This is a genomic window from Mesorhizobium sp. M0184 (genome assembly GCF_040322215.1).
GTDB lineage: Bacteria > Pseudomonadota > Alphaproteobacteria > Rhizobiales > Rhizobiaceae > Mesorhizobium.
Genome location: NZ_JAMYSZ010000024.1, coordinates 68,614 through 86,904, shown reverse-complemented (window position 1 = coordinate 86,904; position 18,291 = coordinate 68,614). Strand labels below are relative to the sequence as shown.

At 64.4% G+C, this 18,291-nt stretch carries 16 protein-coding genes; 5 read left to right on the top strand and 11 right to left on the bottom strand.

Going from position 1 to position 18,291, the window contains the following annotated elements; genetic code table 11:
- Positions 1 to 11 precede the first annotated feature (11 nt).
- From NKJ23_RS24960 to NKJ23_RS24950, 3 genes are read left to right on the top strand one after another with little or no spacing between them, the layout of a single operon-like run.
- A complete protein-coding gene (locus NKJ23_RS24960) occupies positions 12 to 1,595 on the top strand; it encodes a sugar ABC transporter ATP-binding protein (RefSeq protein ID WP_352683053.1) in 1,584 nt (527 codons plus the stop codon).
- Positions 1,592 to 2,905, top strand: coding sequence for an ABC transporter permease (locus NKJ23_RS24955; protein WP_023676963.1), 1,314 nt, complete (start codon positions 1,592 to 1,594; stop codon positions 2,903 to 2,905). Before NKJ23_RS24960 ends, NKJ23_RS24955 begins: the two co-directional genes overlap by 4 nt.
- Positions 2,902 to 3,867: a substrate-binding domain-containing protein gene (locus NKJ23_RS24950; RefSeq protein ID WP_254815861.1), complete on the top strand. Its 966-nt coding sequence runs from the start codon at positions 2,902 to 2,904 to the stop codon at positions 3,865 to 3,867. Before NKJ23_RS24955 ends, NKJ23_RS24950 begins: the two co-directional genes overlap by 4 nt.
- 68 nt (positions 3,868 to 3,935) lie before the next feature.
- Here the strand turns inward: NKJ23_RS24950 and NKJ23_RS24945 are convergent, their stop codons facing one another.
- From NKJ23_RS24945 to NKJ23_RS24920, 6 genes are read right to left on the bottom strand one after another with little or no spacing between them, the layout of a single operon-like run.
- The gene (locus NKJ23_RS24945) at positions 3,936 to 4,397 is read right to left on the bottom strand and encodes a MarR family winged helix-turn-helix transcriptional regulator (RefSeq protein ID WP_352578174.1); all 462 of its coding nucleotides are present in this window, start codon (positions 4,395 to 4,397) and stop codon (positions 3,936 to 3,938) included.
- Complete coding sequence (locus tag NKJ23_RS24940) at positions 4,394 to 4,978, bottom strand: amino acid synthesis family protein (protein WP_023676966.1); 585 nt, start codon at positions 4,976 to 4,978, stop codon at positions 4,394 to 4,396. Before NKJ23_RS24940 ends, NKJ23_RS24945 begins: the two co-directional genes overlap by 4 nt.
- Positions 4,971 to 5,846, bottom strand: coding sequence for a UPF0280 family protein (locus NKJ23_RS24935; RefSeq protein ID WP_352683051.1), 876 nt, complete (start codon positions 5,844 to 5,846; stop codon positions 4,971 to 4,973). Before NKJ23_RS24935 ends, NKJ23_RS24940 begins: the two co-directional genes overlap by 8 nt.
- Positions 5,843 to 7,387: a 6-hydroxynicotinate reductase gene (locus NKJ23_RS24930; protein WP_352455943.1), complete on the bottom strand. Its 1,545-nt coding sequence runs from the start codon at positions 7,385 to 7,387 to the stop codon at positions 5,843 to 5,845. The genes NKJ23_RS24935 and NKJ23_RS24930 overlap by 4 nt, the downstream gene beginning before the upstream one ends.
- Entirely contained in the window at positions 7,384 to 10,140 is a 2,757-nt protein-coding gene (locus tag NKJ23_RS24925; protein ID WP_352683049.1) for a molybdopterin-dependent oxidoreductase, read from the bottom strand. The genes NKJ23_RS24930 and NKJ23_RS24925 overlap by 4 nt, the downstream gene beginning before the upstream one ends.
- Entirely contained in the window at positions 10,140 to 11,000 is an 861-nt protein-coding gene (locus NKJ23_RS24920; protein ID WP_352539932.1) for an FAD binding domain-containing protein, read from the bottom strand. The genes NKJ23_RS24925 and NKJ23_RS24920 overlap by 1 nt, the downstream gene beginning before the upstream one ends.
- A gap of 272 nt (positions 11,001 to 11,272) precedes the next feature.
- Between NKJ23_RS24920 and pncA the strand changes: the two genes are divergently transcribed.
- Together pncA and NKJ23_RS24910 are read left to right on the top strand one after the other, a co-directional pair.
- Positions 11,273 to 11,872 carry a bifunctional nicotinamidase/pyrazinamidase gene (gene pncA, locus NKJ23_RS24915; protein WP_023676971.1) on the top strand — a complete coding sequence of 200 codons (600 nt, stop codon included), beginning with the start codon at positions 11,273 to 11,275 and terminating at the stop codon, positions 11,870 to 11,872.
- 40 nt (positions 11,873 to 11,912) lie between these two features.
- Positions 11,913 to 13,340 carry a sodium:proton antiporter gene (locus NKJ23_RS24910; RefSeq protein ID WP_352683047.1) on the top strand — a complete coding sequence of 476 codons (1,428 nt, stop codon included), beginning with the start codon at positions 11,913 to 11,915 and terminating at the stop codon, positions 13,338 to 13,340.
- Here NKJ23_RS24910 and NKJ23_RS24905 read toward each other — a convergent pair whose 3' ends face one another.
- The 5 genes from NKJ23_RS24905 to NKJ23_RS24885 all read right to left on the bottom strand — a co-directional run bounded on the left by NKJ23_RS24905 (position 13,341) and on the right by NKJ23_RS24885 (position 18,156).
- Positions 13,341 to 14,060 (bottom strand): ABC transporter ATP-binding protein, encoded by a 720-nt coding sequence (locus NKJ23_RS24905; protein ID WP_352683046.1) that lies wholly within the window; start codon positions 14,058 to 14,060, stop codon positions 13,341 to 13,343.
- Positions 14,053 to 14,781 carry an ABC transporter ATP-binding protein gene (locus tag NKJ23_RS24900; protein ID WP_352683044.1) on the bottom strand — a complete coding sequence of 243 codons (729 nt, stop codon included), beginning with the start codon at positions 14,779 to 14,781 and terminating at the stop codon, positions 14,053 to 14,055. Before NKJ23_RS24900 ends, NKJ23_RS24905 begins: the two co-directional genes overlap by 8 nt.
- Positions 14,778 to 15,740, bottom strand: a complete 963-nt coding sequence (locus tag NKJ23_RS24895; RefSeq protein WP_352683042.1) for a branched-chain amino acid ABC transporter permease — start codon at positions 15,738 to 15,740, stop codon at positions 14,778 to 14,780. The genes NKJ23_RS24900 and NKJ23_RS24895 overlap by 4 nt, the downstream gene beginning before the upstream one ends.
- Positions 15,737 to 16,618, bottom strand: a complete 882-nt coding sequence (locus NKJ23_RS24890) for a branched-chain amino acid ABC transporter permease (RefSeq protein WP_352455934.1) — start codon at positions 16,616 to 16,618, stop codon at positions 15,737 to 15,739. The genes NKJ23_RS24895 and NKJ23_RS24890 overlap by 4 nt, the downstream gene beginning before the upstream one ends.
- Before the next feature lie 233 nt (positions 16,619 to 16,851).
- Positions 16,852 to 18,156, bottom strand: coding sequence for an ABC transporter substrate-binding protein (locus NKJ23_RS24885; protein ID WP_352683040.1), 1,305 nt, complete (start codon positions 18,154 to 18,156; stop codon positions 16,852 to 16,854).
- Positions 18,157 to 18,291: the final 135 nt, after the last annotated feature.

Here is an 18,291-nt window from a genome sequence, read left to right as displayed (position 1 = left end):
CCGTCCTTATCATGCAGCACGGCAATTCCATCCCTGCGCAAGGCGCTACGGCGGACGGCTCGGCTATCGTACTGAGCGCCGAGCACATCTCCAAGTCCTTCGGCGGTATCGCCGCGCTTGTCGATGTCGGCTTCGAACTGCGGCGCGGCGAGGTCCATGCGCTGATGGGCGAGAACGGCGCCGGCAAGTCGACACTGATGAAGATCCTGTCCGGCGTCTATACGGACTATAACGGAACGGTCAGTATCGATGGCTATCCGGTGCGCTTTGCCGGCGTCCGCGAAGCCGAGCGCGCCGGCATCGCCATCATCCACCAGGAGCTGAACCTCGTTCCCGAACTCAGCGTCGCCGACAATATCTTTCTCGGCCGCGAGAAGCTGATCGCCGGACTGATCGTCGACCGCAAGACGAGCAGCCGCGCCGCCGGAACGCTCTTGCAAAGGCTCGGCATCGAGCTCGACCCGGATGCACGCGTCGGTGCCTTGCGCGTCGGCGAACAGCAACTGGTCGAGATCGCCAAGGCGCTGTCGATGTCGGCACGCATCCTGATCATGGACGAGCCGACCTCCGCCCTTTCGCCAGCCGAATGCCAGCGGCTGTTCCGCATCATCCGCCAGCTCGCCAATAGTGGCGTGGCGATCGTCTACATTTCGCACCGCATCGACGAGGTTATGCATCTGGCCAGCCGCGTCACCGTGTTTCGCGATGGACGCCACGTCCTGACGCAGGCGATGGACAAGCTCGACGAAGACGCCATAATTTCGGCGATGGTCGGGCGAAACCTGCTTGCTTCCTCCCAGGAGCACCGCATCCCCGGTGGCAACACGGTCCTGTCCGTAAGCGAGCTGTCGCTGTCGAAGCCCAATCGCCATGGCTGGCGCACCGTGCTCGATGGCGTCAGCTTCGATCTTGCCGCAGGAGAAATCCTCGGTATCGGCGGATTGCTGGGCTCGGGCCGTACCGAAATCCTGGAAACCATCTTCGGGTCCAGCGGCGGACGTGCCGGCGGTGAGATCAGGCTCGATGGCGAGGCAGTAGAAATCCGTTCGCCGCGCGATGCGCGCCGGCTCGGCATCGCCCTGGTCACGGAAGACCGCAAGACGCAAGGCCTGCATCTCGAGGCCTCGATCACCGACAATGTCGCGCTGCCGCTGGTCGGCGCGCTGGCGCGGTTCGGCGTGCGCTCGCTGGCCGGTGAGCAAGGGCTGGCACGGGACGCCGTCAAGGCGCTCGGCATTCGCTGCGAGACCGTCGAGCAGCCGGCCGGCACGCTGTCCGGCGGCAACCAGCAGAAGGTCGTCATCGGCAAATGGCTAGCGACGAGGCCGCGGGTGCTGCTGCTCGACGAGCCGACACGCGGCATTGATGTCGGTGCCAAGCGGGAAATCTACGATCTCATCTTCAAGCTGGCGCGAGACGGGCTGGCGATCGCCGTCATCAGCTCGGAATTGCCGGAGCTGCTGCATCTTTCCGACCGTATCCTCGTCATGGCCGACGGCCGCCAGACGGGAATCCTGTCCCGCGCGCAAGCCAGCGAGGAGGCCATCATGCGGCTTGCGGCGCCGCGACGGACGATGACGAGGCCTGCCGCATGAGCATTTTGCATATCCTGTCCCGGACGAAGCTCTATTGGGGCCTGATCGCCATCTTCCTGATCGGCGTGCTCGGCTCGCCGATCAGCTCCAAGGGCAACAACATCTTCCTGTCCTACGGCAACCTGCTCGATGTGCTGCGCCAGGTGTCGACCACCGGGCTGATTGCCACCGGCATGACTGCGGTGATCATCACCGGCGGTATCGACCTTTCCGTCGGCTCGCTGATGGCTATCTGCACGGTCGTCTGTGCCATGCTGCTGACGGTCCCCGGCGTGACGCCGGCGGTGGTGCTGGGGGTGCCGACAGTTGCCCTGGCAGCCCTTTGCCTCGGCATTCTCGTCACTCGTTTCATCCTGCTGAACATCGAAAAATCCCGCGCCGGCGCGCAGGCCACGCACGACATCAGGTTGGACAGCGTTCGCGGACTGGTGACGCCCGGCATTGTCGGGGTGATCCTGTGCAGTCTGGTGCTGTGGTTCCTGCTGCCGCAGGTGGGCTCAAAATTCGGCGTGCTCGGCGTGCTGCTGGTGGCGCCTTGCGTCGGCCTGCTGTTCGGCGCGCTCAACGGCTTCATCATCGTCGCCGGGCGGCTGCAGCCGTTCATCGTGACGCTGGCGATGATGGTCACTGCGCTCGGCATCGCCCGGCTGACAGCCGGCCAGAACAATGCGGTGCTGCCGGTCTACACCGGCTCGAATGCCACCGCCGATTTCGAAATGCTGCGCTCGCTGGTATTCGGCGTGATCCCGATGCCGGGCCTGTTCTTCCTCGGCGCCATCCTGATCTACGGCGCCGTGCTGCGCTTCACCCCGTTCGGCCGCTATGTCTATGCGATCGGCGGCAATGAGGAGGCAGCGCGGCTGTCGGGCATCGCCGCAGGCCGCGTGAAGATCGCCACCTATGCCGTGTCAGGGCTGCTGGCCGGCATCGCGGCGGTGCTCTATGTCGCGCAGTACCGGCAAGGCAAGCCGGACGCCGGCGCCGGGCTGGAGCTCGACGCGATTGCCGCCGTGGTCATCGGCGGCACCAGCCTGATGGGCGGACGCGGCAGCCTCACCGGGACGTTCTGCGGCGTGCTGATCTTCGGGCTGCTCTCCAACATCCTGCAGCTGCACAACATCAATTCGAACCTTCAGCTGGTGCTGAAGGGGATGATCATCATCGGTACCGTGCTCGTACAGGAGCGCAGTGCCGGTGATCTTCTCTTCTATCTGCGACTGCCCGGCGGGCAAGCGCACAAGGAAACGGCCGCGGCAAAGCGGCCGTCGCAAGAGACCGCGTCTCTGAATATTGGAGGAAACAAGAAATGAAACGACGTGAATTGTTGAAGCTCGCCGGGCTGACAGCGGCACTCCTGACCACGACCGCCATGCTTGCCGGCGGCGCCCATGCGCAGGACAAGAAGTGGAAGATCGGCTTCTCGCAGGTGACGACCATCGAACCCTGGCGCGCCCAGTTCAACAAGGACATCCTGGCCGAAGCGGCCAAGCATCCGGAAGTCGAGCTGATCATCACCGACGGCGAGGACAAGACCGAGAAGCAGGTCGCCGATGTCGAAAACCTTATCCGTCAGGAGGTCGATGCGCTCTTGGTATCACCGAAAGAATCCGCCGGCCTGACCGGTGTCGTGCAGCAGGCGATCGATGCCAAGATCCCGGTCTTCGTGCTCGACCGCAACGTCGAAACCAACGACTACACGCAGTTCGTCGGCGGCGACAACAAGCTGATCGGCCGGGCTGCCGGTGAATATGCCGTCGAGCTGCTTGGCGGCAAGGGCAAGGCCGCCGGCAACGTCGTCGAGATCTGGGGCGGCATGGGCACCCAGCCGGCACACGACCGCCATGACGGCTTCCATGAATTCACCGATAAGGAGCCAGGCATAAAATACCTGCTCGACCAGCAGTCGGGCGACTGGAAGCAGGACCAGGCCTACAACATCATGGCGACGGCGTTGCGCAACAACGAGAAAATCGATCTTGTCTACGGCCACAATGATCCGATGGCCTATGGCGCCTATCTTGCCGCCAAGGACGTCGGACGTGAGAAGGACATCAAGTTCATCGGCATCGACGGCCTGCCCAATGAAGGCGTGCAGCTGGTCGCCAATGGCGAGCTGACGGCGACGTTCACTTATGTGACGCCGGGCGCCGAAGGGCTGCGGCAGGCGATCAAGTTCCTGAACGGGGAGAAGGTGGAAAAGACCATCACCCTGCCGACGCAGAAGATCACCAAGGAAAATGCCGCCCAGATCCTGAAGGACAACGGCCTCTGAGACGAGGCTTTCCTGCCGGGCGTTCAGCGCCCGGCAGGAACAACAACCAAACGCCGGCAGGCAGCAGATTAAGCCAGCTTGGCCAGCAGCTTCATGAAAATGGCCGCTTCCTTGGCGGAAAGCGGCGCCAGCGTTTCCTGCGTAATCTCACGGGCAAGCGGAATCAGCCGCTCGATCGCGTCGCGCCCCTCGGCGGTCAGATTGACCAGCAGGCGCCGTTTGTCGATTTCGTGTTTGCTAAGTTCGACAAAGCCACGCGCTTTCAGCCGGTCGATGACGCCCTTCACGGTGGCCGCATCCATGGCGATCAGGCTGCCAAGCTGGTTCTGCGAGGTCTCGCCGACGTCGCGCAATTTGGCCAAAGCGGCAAATTGCGGCGGCGTCAGATCGGCGATGTGTGCGGCGAAGATCGAGACATGGCGCTGATGCGCCTTGCGCAGGATGAAGCCGACCTGCTCCTGCAAGCGATAGTCGTTTTCGTCAGGCTCCTCGGCCTCGACCAGCTTGAGCAGATTGTCCTCGGCGCTCACCGCAGCCCATCCCATGCCTTAATGTCCTTGGCCGCCAGCCCACCCATGCGGTCGTGCACGCGCGGGCCGCAGGTCATGGCGAGGCAAAACAGGATCTCGTCGGGACGGGGGCCATCGCTGATGCCGATTTCCATGGCATCGAAATGGCTGCGCACATAGGCGGCGTTGATGTGGCCGAGCGGCACATCGAGCCGCGCGCCGAAGCCGCCGACCTTCTTCGCCGAGGGCACGATCGCCTTGGCGTCGCCGAGCCGTTCGCGCATGGCATAGCCGCCCGGCACATGCCACAGCGCGCCATGCTCCAGCTCGCCCGCCATGCCGACGATGGCGCCCTTGCCGTAACCGTCGATCTGTTTGACGTCGCCGCCCAATGCGGCAATAAGCCTGTCGGAGAGCAGCAGCCCGAGCGGCTTCAAATCCTCCATGGCGCTCTGCAGTTCCTCGACGTAACGGCCGGCGAACGGGTTCTTGACCACAGCCATTGCCGCGGCACGGCGCCGCGGCACCTTCGCCACCGGCCCGCCTTCGTGAAAAATCTCTTCGGTCAGCACGGCGATCTTGCGGATCGGAAACTCAGGCATGAGCAATTTCCCTCTCTAAAACTTTATTGGCGAGCGCCATCGGACCTGCGATGCGCGCCTGACCGCCGAGGAAAAGCGCCGCGGCGGCAATCAGGCCGCGCCGCCGAAACTCCTCGGCAACGGCAAATCCGCCTTCCAGCGCAATAGCGATTTCAGCGGCGGAAAGCAGCCCCACGCCCTGCGTCACCAAACGGTCGCCGAGATCGCTGTCAGGTGCGAGATCGCGCGCCCGTACGCGCCTAACGGCCGGATGACCGGGCAGGTCGACGGCGTTGGCGATCAAGGTCGCGGCGGCATCGGCTTCAGCACCCGTTCGCGCCAGCACCGTGACCGCGTCGGCGATGCCCAGCGAAAAGGAGCGGCCGCGCCAGCCGCTTGTCGCGACACCGCGGATCCCGTCTTCGGGGCGGATCGTGAGATGATCTGCCAACCCATGACCTGTCCCGGCAATGGCAAGCGTCATCGACTGCCCGTGGCCGAGATAGATCGCGCTGTCGCCGCCATTGTTGACATAGGCGCGCTCGAGCCGGCGGCCGGCAAGCAGCGCGCCAAGCACTTCGTCGGCTACCGAGCCGGCGACGGCCGCCATCGGTGTGATGAATTGTTTCGCTAGCGGAACGACCGCCGCTTCCATGTGGCGCGCCGTCGGGCCAGCGAAAGCACGTGGCAGCGAGGCGGCCGGGCGCCGCAGTTCGGGCAACTCTTCGACCAGTTCGGGCAGGATTGTCTGGAAGCGCGCCACTGCCTGACGATATGCGGCGCTGCATTCACTCGCCTCGCCGAATGCCTCGACGATCAGGTCGATCGGCCCATGATTGAGGTGAAGCCTCCGGCCGTCCTCGAGCCAATGCGCCTGCGGGCCGTTCATCGCCCGGCCCCGTTTGCGGCCGCGCGACGCAACTGCGCCAGCGGCGGCCAGGGATTGTCACGGGGTGCGGCCGTGCCGCGGCGCGGATTGAGATATTCGCCGCCCTTGGCCAGGATATCGTCGACGCTGCGGATTTCGCCTTCGTAGCCGCCAAGCCTGACATAATCGTCGCGGCGCATGGTGAACTCGATCGGCGCCACCAGCGCCGGGGTCGGCACATAGCCGAAGGCGCCTTCCGGCACGCGGGTGACGTCGACCATCAGCGTGATGCCGCCGCCCGGCCAGACATAGACCGGCGCGCCGCCGACCGTCACATAGGTCGTCAAGCCCTGCACCGAGCGGGTCAGATTGACCGGGTTCTCGGTGACGCCGGCGCGCAGCGAGCCGCCGGCGCCGCCGACGAAAAGCACGGTGCAGAGCGCCGGCTCGCAATTGTCCTCGATCAGTTCGACCGACTTCCGCAGCCGCTCCGGGAACGGTTCCTGGACCGGCTTCAGTTCGTCGTCGAGCTCGTAATAGGCGAATTGCTCGCCGGTGGTCGAGACCATCAGCAGCGACATGCCGGGGCGCGCACCCTTTTTGGCGTTCCATTCACCAAGGATCGACAGCGGGTCGGAAATGCTGGTGCCGCCCCAGCCGAGGCCGGGCTCCGACACCTTGAAATAACGGCCCGGCGTCGAACGGCGGCCGATGATCTTGATGCCGGTATCCTGCCAGCCAAGCACCTTGCCGGCCTGATGCTCGGAGACGACGCCGGTGATGTGGTCATCGACCACCACCACCTCGTCGACAAGGCCGCGCCATTGGGTCGCGAACATGCCTATGGTAGCCGAACCGCAGCCGACGCGCATGCGCTGCTCGAGCTTGCCGTCGATGACCGGCGGCTTGCCGGCTTCGACGATGATGGTGGCGCCGCCGTCGATCACGAGTTCAACCGGTTTGCGGTTGCACAGGGCGAGCATGGCGTCGCAGGTGGCGCGCCCTTCAGCCTTCGAGCCGCCGGTCAAATGATGTACGCCGCCCAGCGACAGCATCTGCGAGCCGTATTCGCCGGTCGTGACATGGCCGATCGCCTCGCCTTGGGCACGGACCGTCGCCGTTTCGGGGCCGATATGACGGTCGGTGTCGATCTTCACCTTGACGCCGCAATAGGAGAAGATGCCCTCGGTGACGACGGTGACCAGATCGACGCCCTCGACCTCCTGGCTGACGATGAAGGGCGCCGGCTTGTAATCGGGATAGGTGGTGCCGGCGCCGATGGCGGTGACGAAGCGGCGGCCGGTGTTGACCAGTTCGCCGTCCCATGCCTCGCCTTCTTCGGCAAAGGGTACGATTGCGGCGCCGGTCTCGGCCGCGTGGTCGAGGATGGTCAGTGGATCCATCCGCACGATCCTGCCGCCAACATTGCCGTAGCGGTCGCAGGCGCCGGTGCGGCCATCGGCGATGTAGCACATGACCGGACAGGCATCGCAGCGGATCTTCTCGGCCACCAGCTTCTCGCCGGGATCGTGTGTCTCGAAGCGTTCGGCAAGCTCGCTCATCGGCGCGCCTCCTTGTCGAGGATGGCGGCGCGGATGCGGGTCGGCGTCGCCGGAATTTTGGTGACCAGCACACCGGTGGCGTGGCGGATGGCGTTGAGGATCGCCGGCGCCGTCGGGATCAGCACATGCTCGCCCAAACCCTTGGCGCCGAAGGGTCCTTCCGGATCCGGAACTTCTATCAGGATGGTCTCGATCGGTGGCACGTCGCCGATCGTCGGGATCAGATAATCGTGCAGGTTTTCGGTGCGGCCGGGGATGAATTCCTCCATCAGCGCCATGCCGATGCCCTGGGCGATGCCGCCCTCGATCTGGCCCTCTGCCAGTAAAGGGTTGATGGCCTTGCCGACATCGTGAGCGGCGGTGATTTTTATAAGCTTCACGGTGCCGAGCCTGAGGTCGACCTCCAGTTCGGCGATCTGGGCGCCATAGCCATAGACGGCATAAGGCTTGCCCTGGCCCTTGGCATCGAGCGGCAGCGTCGGCGGGTCGTAGCTTTCCTCGGCGCGGAAGACAAAGCCTTCGGCGTCTACCTTCAGCGAGGAAAGATCGATGCGGCGCGTCGCTTCGCCTTCCCCGATGCTCAGACTTGTGCCGTCCAGCGCAATCGCCGCCTTTTCCGAGACATTGGCGAAACGCAAGATCTCATCGCGCAAGGCGCGGCCGGCCTTTTCGGCGGCCTTGCCGGTGACGAAGGTCTGGCGCGAGGCCGATGTCTTGCCGGCGTCGGGGGTGATCGCCGTGTCGGCGCCTTTCAGCCGCAGCTTTTCAAGCGGAAGACCCAACGCGTCGGCGCAGATCTGCGCGATGACAGTGTTCGAACCTTGCCCGATATCGACCGCCCCCTGATGCAGCACGACTTCGCCCGATGCCGAGATGCCGACCTTGATGGTCGACGGATTGGGCAGCGAGGTGTTGCCGCAGCCGTACCAGCAAGAGGCGACGCCGACGCCGCGTTTTTTTTCGCTGCTGCTACGGGCGTTGAACGCGTCGGCGTCAGTTAGGGCACGCCGCCAATGTGAGCGCAGGGCCGCCAGGCAGTCGGCGATGCCGACGCCCGACTCGAGCCGCTGCCCGGTAACTGTTTCGGATCCGTTCCGAAGGCAGTTCTTCAGGCGAAAGTCGAGCCGATCCATGCCGAGCTTGTCGGCTAGCTCGTCATAGAGGGTCTCCTGCATGATCGTCGCCTGCGGCACGCCGAAACCGCGAAAGGCGCCGGCAATCGGGCCATTGGTGTGGATGGCGCGGCCTTCGGCGCGATAGTTCGGCGTCGCATAGGGGCCGGAGGCGTGCACCGGCACGCGGTTGGCGACCGTCGGCCCCCAGCTGGCATAGGCGCCGGTGTTGAAATCGCCGGCGAAGACCATGCCGGTGATGCGGCCGTCGGCATCGGCGCCGATGCTCGCTCTCATCAGAGCCGGATGGCGCTTCGTGGTCGAGATCATCGATTCGGTGCGGCTGTAGGCGAGCGCCGCCGGCCGGCCGGTTTTCATGGCGACAAGGCCGATGAGCGGTTGCAGCGAGACGTCGAGCTTGGAGCCGAAGCCGCCGCCGGTCGCGGTCGGCACGATGCGCACCTTTTCCGGGGCAAGGCCGAGCACTTTTGCCGTGTCGTCACGGTCCATATAGGGCGCCTGCGTGCAGGCGACGACGACCAGCGTGTCGCCGTCCATGAAGGCATAGCCGGCTTCCGGTTCGATATAGGCATGCTCGACATAGGAGGTGTCGATGGCGCCGGAAACGACGAAAGCCGCACCGGCAAGCGCGGCTTCCGGGTCGCCACGCTCGACGAAGCCGGAAGTGAGCAGGTTCGAGGGCCGGTTTTCATGGACCAGTTGCGCACCGCCGGCCTGCGCTTCGCCAGTTTCCAGAAAATGCGGCAACTCGGTCCAACTGCAAGGAAAATCGGCAAGGTCGAGATCGAGGATAGCCTCCCGTTCGCCGGCAACCAGCGCCACCGCCTCACCACGAAAGCGCGAAACCCCTTCGGCCAGCGCCGGCTGGTCGGCGAAGGGCGCGATGACGCCGAAACAATTCTTTCCCGGAATGTCGGCGGCGGTGAAGACGCCGGCAATGCCGGGACGGGATTTCACCCAGCGATCGAGATCGCCGAAGCTGAAGGCCGCATGATAATGCGGCGAGCGGGCCACCAGCACCGACAATGCGTCGGCCGGGAATGAATCACCGCCGAATTTTTCGCCGCCAGTGACTTTCGGAAGGCCATCGAGGCGGATCGGGGAGGAGCCGACGGCATGGCCAGAGGATGGCATGCGCTGATCGAGACCGTCGGCGTGGCGCCAAGCATCCATCACCGCGGTGACGATCTTGCGGTAGCCGGTACAGCGGCAGAGCACGCCGCCCAGTGCATCCTGCGTTTCGGCCTCGCTCGGGCAAGGCGTCCTGTCCAGGAGTGCCGTTGCCGCGACCAGCAGGCCGGGCGTGCAGGCGCCGCATTGCGCTGCGCCATGGCTGAGGAACGAAGCCTGCAGCGCCGACAACCGGCCATTGGCGAGGCCTTCGACGGTCGTCACCACGGTGCCGGAGGCGGAAGCCGCGGGCATCAGGCAGGCGCAGACCGGCTCGCCGTCGACCAGCACCGTGCAGGCGCCGCAATCGCCGGCATCGCAGCCGATCTTGGTGCCGGTCAGCCGCAGTTCGTCGCGCAACACCGCGGACAGCCGCCGCACCGGCGGCACGCAAACGCTGACGGCGGCGCCGTTGACTTCGAAGGCGATGTCGGCGCGCTCCATGCCCATCAGGCGGCCGCCCTTTCGTCGGGAACAGCGCCCATCGCACCAAGCACGGCGCGGGCGACGATCTCGCGCGCAGCGTCCAGCCGATATTCGGCGCTGCCGCGCACGTCGCCGATCGGCGACAGCTCGTCCATCGGTGCGGATTGGATCGCAGTGGCCAGCGCGTGGCCGACGGGCCGGCCGCGTAGCGCCGCCTCGACACCCGCCAGGCGCCTGGCGACAACCGAGCAGGAACCGACGGCGACGGCCGCGTTCCTGACCATACCATCTTCGACGGCCAGGCGTGCGGCGGCCATGGCGATGGAGATGACGAGATATCGCCGCGCGCCGAGTTTCACGAAGGCGGAGCTGCCGGCGGTCGCGGGTTTGGGAATGCGGATTGCCGTGACCATTTCGCCGGGCTGCAGCGCGGTGCGACGGTTGCCGAGGATGAATTCTGCAAGGGGCAGATGCCGGGTCGCCACAGCGGAACGCAGTTCGACTTCGGCATCGAGCACCAGCAGCGCCGGCACGCCGTCGGCGGCCGGCGAGGCGTTGCAGAGATTGCCGGCAATCGAGGCAACGTTCTGGATCTGCACCGAGCCGACTTCCCGCGCCGCCTGCTTCAGCGCGTCGAAAGCCGCCGGCAGAGGATGGCGGACGAGATCGGTCCAGGTGGTGCGCGCGCCGACGAGCCAATGGTTTTCGGCTTCGGCAATGCCGCGCAATGCCACCAGGCCATTGATATCGAGGACATTGTCGCGGAAAGGCTTGCTGCCCTGTGCCGGATAGAAGTCGGTGCCGCCGGCGAGGATGCGCCATTGCCCTTCGCCCAGCAAAGCGAGGGCATCGTCGACCGTGGTGGGTTTTGCGTAACGGATCACGCTTTGCCTTCCCAGAATGGGCTTCCCGAGAGGGGATCCTGCCGAAAGATTTTCCCGAGCATTCAAGGCAGGAAATTCATTCGTATGCAAATGATATCAAGCCGGCAGGAATTGTCAAAGCCAGAGTTTGCACGGCTGTTGGCACCGGTGCACCCGGAACGCATTTGTTATGCCATGAGAGGTTGACGCAGCCGGCCATCTGGTCAAGTTTCTGCGTCCGGTCGCGTTTTCATTGGAGCCTAAGCTCAAGACCAAGAAAATAAGGAGGCTCCATGGCCGACGAAGCGCTTGTCGTTATCGACCTGCAGAACGATTTCTGCCCGGGTGGCGCCCTTGAAGTGGCCGGTGGCGACGAAATCGTGCCGTTGGTCAATGACCTGATCCGGCGGACCGAGCACGTCCTGCTGACGCAGGACTGGCACCCTGCCGGCCATTCGAGCTTTGCCTCCAGCCACCCCGGCAAGCACCCGTTCGAAACGATCGACGTGCCTTATGGCCACCAGACGCTGTGGCCGGATCACTGCATCCAGGGCAGCCTGGGATCGGATTTCCATTCGGGCCTCGCCTGGAGCAAGGCCGAGCTGGTGATCCGCAAGGGGTTCCGTCCTGCGATCGACAGCTATTCCGCATTCTTCGAGAACGACAGGACGACGCCGACCGGCCTTGCCGGCTATCTCCGGGATCGGAACATCGAGACGCTGACCCTGGTCGGCCTGGCGACGGATTTCTGCGTCGCCTTTTCGGCGCTCGACGCGGTCAAGCTCGGTTTTGAGACATCCGTGCGGCTCGACGCCTGCCGCGGCATCGATCTCAACGGCTCCGTGGAGAGGATGCTGGGCCGGATGCGCGATGCCGGCGTGACACTGATTTGAACGTCATCCAGCCGAACCTGACAGACTTTTGAGGGGCTTCATGCGGTTTGCGGCGTTGACGGCAAGTGCTGCACTTATTGCAGCAATCTTTTCTCCGAGAGCGGTTCTCGCGGCCGAAGCGCACGAATTGCCGGGCGCCGCCATGTCGCTTTGGTGGGTGCTGCCGTTTGCCGGGCTATTGCTTTGCATCGCGACCGGCCCGCTGCTGTTCCATCATGCTTGGGAGCACCATTACGGCAAGATCGCTGCCTTCTGGGCAGCGTTGGTGATCGGGCCGCTGGCCATCGCCTTCGGCATCCCGTCCGCCACGCAGGCGGTGCTGCATGCGCTGCTCACCGAATACATGTCGTTCATCATCCTGCTGTTTGCGCTGTTCACCATTTCGGGCGGTATCTTCGTTGCCGGCAACATACACGGCACGCCGCTGGTCAATGCCGGGCTGTTGCTGGGAGGGGCGCTGCTTGCCTCGATCATTGGCACAACCGGCGCCTCGATGATCCTGATCCGGCCGCTCATCCGCGCCAACGACAACCGGCGCTTCAACGCCCATGTCGTCATCTTTTTCATCTTCCTGGTGTCCAACATCGGCGGGTCGCTAACGCCGCTGGGCGATCCGCCGCTGTTCGTCGGCTTTCTGCGCGGCGTCGATTTCTTCTGGACGACAGTTCACCTGCTGCCCGAGACGCTGTTCGTCGCCGGCGTGGTGCTGGCTGTTTTCCTGGCGATCGACATCATCATGCATCGCCGGGAGGAAGGCGCGCCGAAGATCAAGGATCCGACGCCCGACAGCAAGGTGCGCATTCGCGGCCTGGCCAACATCCCGCTGCTGGCTGGCGTAATCGCCGCGATCCTGATTTCCGCTGCCTGGAAGCCGGGAGTGAGTTTCTCTTTTCAGGGCGTCAGCCTCGAGCTGCAGAATCTGGTGCGCGACGCCGCCATCCTGATACTGGCCTTCACTTCGCTTGTCGTCTCGCCGAAGGAGTTTCGCGGCGCAAACGCCTTCAGCTGGGGGCCGATTGCCGAGGTGGCGAAGCTGTTCGCCAGCATCTTCATCTGCATCGTGCCGGTCGTCGCCATATTGCGGGCCGGGCTCGACGGCGCGCTGGCGCCGTTGGTGCTGCTGGTCAGTTCGCCGACCGGCGCACCCGACAACCTTGCTTATTTCTGGCTGACCGGAGCGCTGTCGTCCTTCCTCGACAATGCGCCGACCTATCTCGTGTTCTTCGAGCTGGCTGGCGGCGATGCGCAGCATCTGACGACCGAGCTCGCCTCGACGCTGGCGGCGATCTCGGCAGGCGCGGTGTTCATGGGCGCCAACACCTATGTCGGCAATGCGCCGAATTTCATGGTCTATGCCATTGCCAGGCATCGCGGCATCAAGATGCCGAGCTTCTTTGGCTATATGGCATGGTCGGGCGCGGTGCTGATCCCGACATTCCTGCTTGCCGGCTTGCTGTTCTTTGCCTGATCATCCGACGCCGACATAGCGACGGACCGCCGAGGGATCGGAACGCAGTTCCTCGACATCGACCGTCTCGCGGTTGCGGCCGTTTTCGATGAAACAAACGCGGTCTGCGACCGACAGCACGGCATCGACGCGCTGCTCGACAAGAATTGTCGACACGCCAAGCGCACGCAGCTTCGACACGGTTTCGCGGATCTTGGCGATCATCGACGGCATCAGCCCTTCGGTCGGCTCGTCGAGCAGGAGCACCTGTGGTTCCAGGCACAGGGCGCGGGCCATGGCCAGCATCTGCTGCTCACCGCCGGACAGCGTGCCGGAACGCTGCCTGAGGCGCTGGCGCAACAGCGGAAAAAGATCGAGCACGTTTTCGCGCGTCGCCTTGCCCTTGTTGCGGGCCATCAGGCCGATCTCGATGTTTTCACCCACCGTCATCTCGGCGAACAGCCGCCGGCCCTGCGGCACGTAGGCGACGCCGGCCTTGGGCACCTCGTGCGCCGGCAAGCCGGTCAATTCCCGCCCTTCGAGCCGGATCGAGCCGGAGCTTACCGGCACCAGGCCCATGATTGCCTTCAGCGTCGTCGTCTTGCCGGCGCCGTTGCGGCCGAACAGGCAGAGCACTTCGCCCTCGTTCAAGACAAGATCGAGGCCATAGAGCACCTGGACCTCGCCATAGAAGCAGTCGACCCCGGAGATCGTCAGTGCCTTCGACTGGGCCTCAGCCATGGGTCGTGCCCAGATAGGCGTCCTGCACCGCGGCATTGGCGCGGATCTGCTCGGGCGTGCCTTCAGCCAAAATCCTGCCGGCGTTGAAGACGGTGATGCGATCGGCGAGCCGCATGACCACCGGCATGTTGTGCTCGATCAAAAGCACGGTGGCGCTATCGGCGATCTCGCGCACCAGCTCGATGAAATTATCGATCTCGCTGTCGGCCAGCCCTTGCGTCGGTTCGTCGAGGATCAGCAGCCGCGGCTTCAGTGCCAGTCCCATCGCCACTTCCAGCAACCGCTGGTGACCGTAGGACAGCTGCCCGGCCGGCATGTCGGCGCGGTCGGCAAGGCCGGTACGCTCGAGCGCGGCCATGACGCCGGTGTGAACCGCGCCCTTCGAGCGGCCGTCGGTCAGCGTGCGCTGCACCGGCAGGGCAACATTGTCGTAGGCGCTGAGATTGGCAAAGATGCTGGTGATCTGGAACGTATAGGCGATGCCAAGGCGAACCCTGGCGTAGGCAGGCAGGCTGGTGATATCGGCGCCGTCGAAGATGATCGTGCCCGACGAGGGCTGGATGCGGCCGCTGACCAGGCTGACGAAGGTGGTCTTGCCGGCGCCGTTGGGGCCGATGATGGCGCGAATCTCGCCCGGTATCAGCGCGAAGTCGACGCCGTCGACGGCACGCAAGCCGCCGAAACTGCGCGACAGGCCTTTGGTGGTGAGCAGCGGCATCATGGCAACCACCCGAGCCAGCGCTGGCGGATGCTGCCGAGAATGCCTCTCGGGAAGAACAGCACCAGCAGGATGAGCGCTATGCCGACGATCAGCAAATAGGCCGAGGTGTAGCCGCTGGAGACGTCGATGACATAATACATGAACAGCGTGCCGATCAGCGGACCGAGCGTGGTGGCGGCACCGCCCAGCAGCACCCAGAGCAGCGGCAGGATGGAATATTGCACCGAGGCGAAGCTCGAGCCGACATAGCCGAACAGCAGCGCATAGGCGGCGCCGGAAGCCGCGCAGATGCTGCCTGAGATGACGACGGCGGCGAGCTTGTTGGAAAATGTATCGTAGCCAAGCATTTTGGTCCGCTCTTCGTTTTCGCGGATGGCGACCAGCACGCGACCGTAGCCGGAGCGGACTATCGCCAGGCTTATAAGCAGCACGATCGAGAACAGTGCCAGCGCGCTCATATAGCGCACGGTCGGGTTGGTGAGGTCGAGTGACGTGCTGCCCAGGACAAGGACACGCATCGGCTGCGGCACGACCATGCCCTGGTCGCCACCGGTCCAGGCAGCGAAATAGAGAATGACGAGATAGAATACCCGCGCGAACATCATAGTGACGATCATGAAGGCGACGCCGAAGGTGCGCAGCGCCAGCAGCCCGATCCCCAGCGCGAGAAGCGCGCCGCAGGCAAGCCCGGCTGCGAAGGCGGCCGGCACGCTCCAGCCGAGATGGATGACGGCAAGGCCGGCGCCATAGAGCCCGGCTGAAAAGAACATGGCATGGCCGAGGCTAAGCAGCCCGACATAGCCGAACAGCAGATTGTAGCCCATGGCGAAGACCGCCAGCACCATGATGCGGGCGAGCAGGCCGTGATGGTATTCCGGCAGGACGAAGCTAAGCCCGAAAAGCAGGGCGATGACGCCGAGGTGCAGCGCATATGGCTTTGCCGGCGAAGCATCCTTCATCGCGATGTCGTCCCGAACAGGCCCTGCGGCCGGAACACCAGCACCATGGCGACGAGCAAGGTGGCGATGATCTTGGCCAGCGTCGGTGAGAAGAACACCGAGATGATGCCGTCGGAAAGGCCGATCAGCACCGCGGCGACGACCGTGCCGCGCAGCGAGCCGAGGCCGCCGATGATGACGACGATGAACGACAGCAACAGCGGGTCCTGTCCCATCAGATAGTGGGCCTGGCTGATCGGCACGATCAGCACCGCGGCGACAGCAGCCAGCATGGCGCCGAGCGCGAAAACACCGGCATAGACTCTGGTCACCGGGATGCCGAAGGCCTGCGCCGTCTCGCTGTCATATTGCGTGGCGCGCATGACGAGGCCGATTTTCGTGCGCGTCAGCACCAGCCAGGTCGCGACCAGCAGCAGCGCCGATGCGGCGATGATTGACAGCTTGTACCCGGAATAACCGAACCACGGCAGGAGAATGCGGTAGCTGAACGGCGGCTCCACCGGCCGCGCCTCCGGGCCGTAGAAGGTCAGCGCCAGTTGCTGGATGATGTAGAGCATGCCGATGGTGGCGACGATGGTGGCTTCCGGATTGTAGTTGAGCCGGCGCAGCACCAGCCGTTCGGCGAGCAGCGCGATCAGGCCGACGATCAGCGGCGCCAGCACCAGGGCGGCCAGGAAGCCGAGCGCCGGATGGCCGGATATCGCCGTTGAGATCGCCCAGGCAAGCACCGCGCCCAGCATGAAGAACTCGCCATGCGCGACATTGACGACGCGCATGACGCCGAACACCAGCGACAGGCCAAGCGCCGTCAGCGCCAGCACGGCGGAGGTGACGAGGCCTTCGAGGGCGGCGAGGAGAAGGTGGGGTCCGAAGTGCATCGGCTAAGCACCGGCGGATGCGCGAAGCACCCCCCTCTGGCCTGCCCTCTTTGCCAAAACTTGGCATCTCCCCCTCGAGGCGAGAGATTGGCTGTCATCACCGCTTTCGCCAATCGTCGAGGTCGGAAAGCGGCCGCCTTCGCAGGAACTGCCAATCTCCCCCCTTGAGGGGGAGATGTCCGGCAGGACAGAGGGGGGTGGGCCGAAGCGCACTGTGCTTAATGAAACCAAGCTCACAGCGCCTGCGTCGTGTAATCCCCTTCCGGCTCGTAGAGGCCGTCCTCGATCTTGGTCTTGTGGACGACATTCAGCCGGCCGCCTTCGACCTTGGAGATGTTCTGGATACCAAAGCACTGGTGGATTTTGCCGTTGAAGGTTTTCGGTCCCTGCGGATGCTCGGGCCCCTCGGCGAACTCGGTCAACGCCTCGGTCGCCTCGACCAGCTTGGCGCGGTCTTCCGGCCCCTTGTAGCCGGCGTCTTCCATCGCCTTCTTGACGACGTAGAGCGTTTCCCAGCAGCCGAACATATGCGCGGCGGTGGAGACGTCCTTGGGGTCGCCGACAGCGGCACCGTTGTCGTCGATGCCGACGGCGGCGCGGTAGGCCTTCTGTGCGGGGGAATCATCGGGCTGCGCGTAGCGCGGCGAACCTTCCCAGAAATGGCTACCGTCGAGGAATTCGAGGCCGGGGCTGTTGATGTCGGTAGCTTCAAGCGAATCGATGAAGCCGAACAGCTGCGGCCGATTGGAGCCGTAGAACTCGCCTAGCTCCTTGACGAAGGTGAGCACCGCCGGGCCGACCATGACGTGGTAGATCACCTCGGTCTCTGCGGGGATCTGCGGGAAATATTTGGTGAAGGAGGATTCCGTCGGGGGGATGGCGATCTGGGCGATAACCTCGGCGCCTTGCGCCTTCAGGGCCGGCGGAAGGTAGTCGCGATGGTCGTAGCCGAAGGCGAAATCGGGAAATATCTGCGTCACCTTCTTGCCGGCATTGGCGGCAATCCATGGTGCCATCGACTGGATCTGGCTCTTCACATCGGTGATGCCGGGCTGGAAGACGTAGCGGTTCAATTTGGTCGAGGCGACGTGGTGGCCTTCGCTGACAACGAAATAGGGCATCTTGGCCTCGCCGGCGGCCGGCGCCGAGCCGATGACGACATGCGAAAACAGCGTGCCGTAGACTATATCGGTCTTGTGCTGGGAGGCGAACTTGCCGACGACTTCGGCGCCCCGGCCGGGATCGGTGCCGTCATCCTCGATGATCACCTCGACCGGCCGGCCGTTGATGCCGCCGGCTTCGTTGATCGCCTTGACCGCGGCGGCAGTGGTCTTCTCGTACCAGCGGCCGTAGGCGGCGCCGATGCCGGTGCGGTGCGACTGGAAGCCGATCTTGATCGGCGCCGAGCTCTGCGCCTGGCTGTAACGCACGAAACCCGGCGCGACGGCAAGACCGGCGCCGGCGGCAAGGCCCTTCAGCGCCGTGCGGCGGGTGAGAGCGTATCTGGAGAGATCGAAAAACCCATTCTTGTCAGTCACGGCAGTTCCCCTTGTTTTTGAGCTTTGACCAATGGCTGTAGCAGGCAGGCCACTCTTGTTAAGAGGGGCGAAAATTGCATGTGTACAAACTAAATCACCAAAGCTCTGACGTGGCAAGCGAGCTTTCCCCAAGGT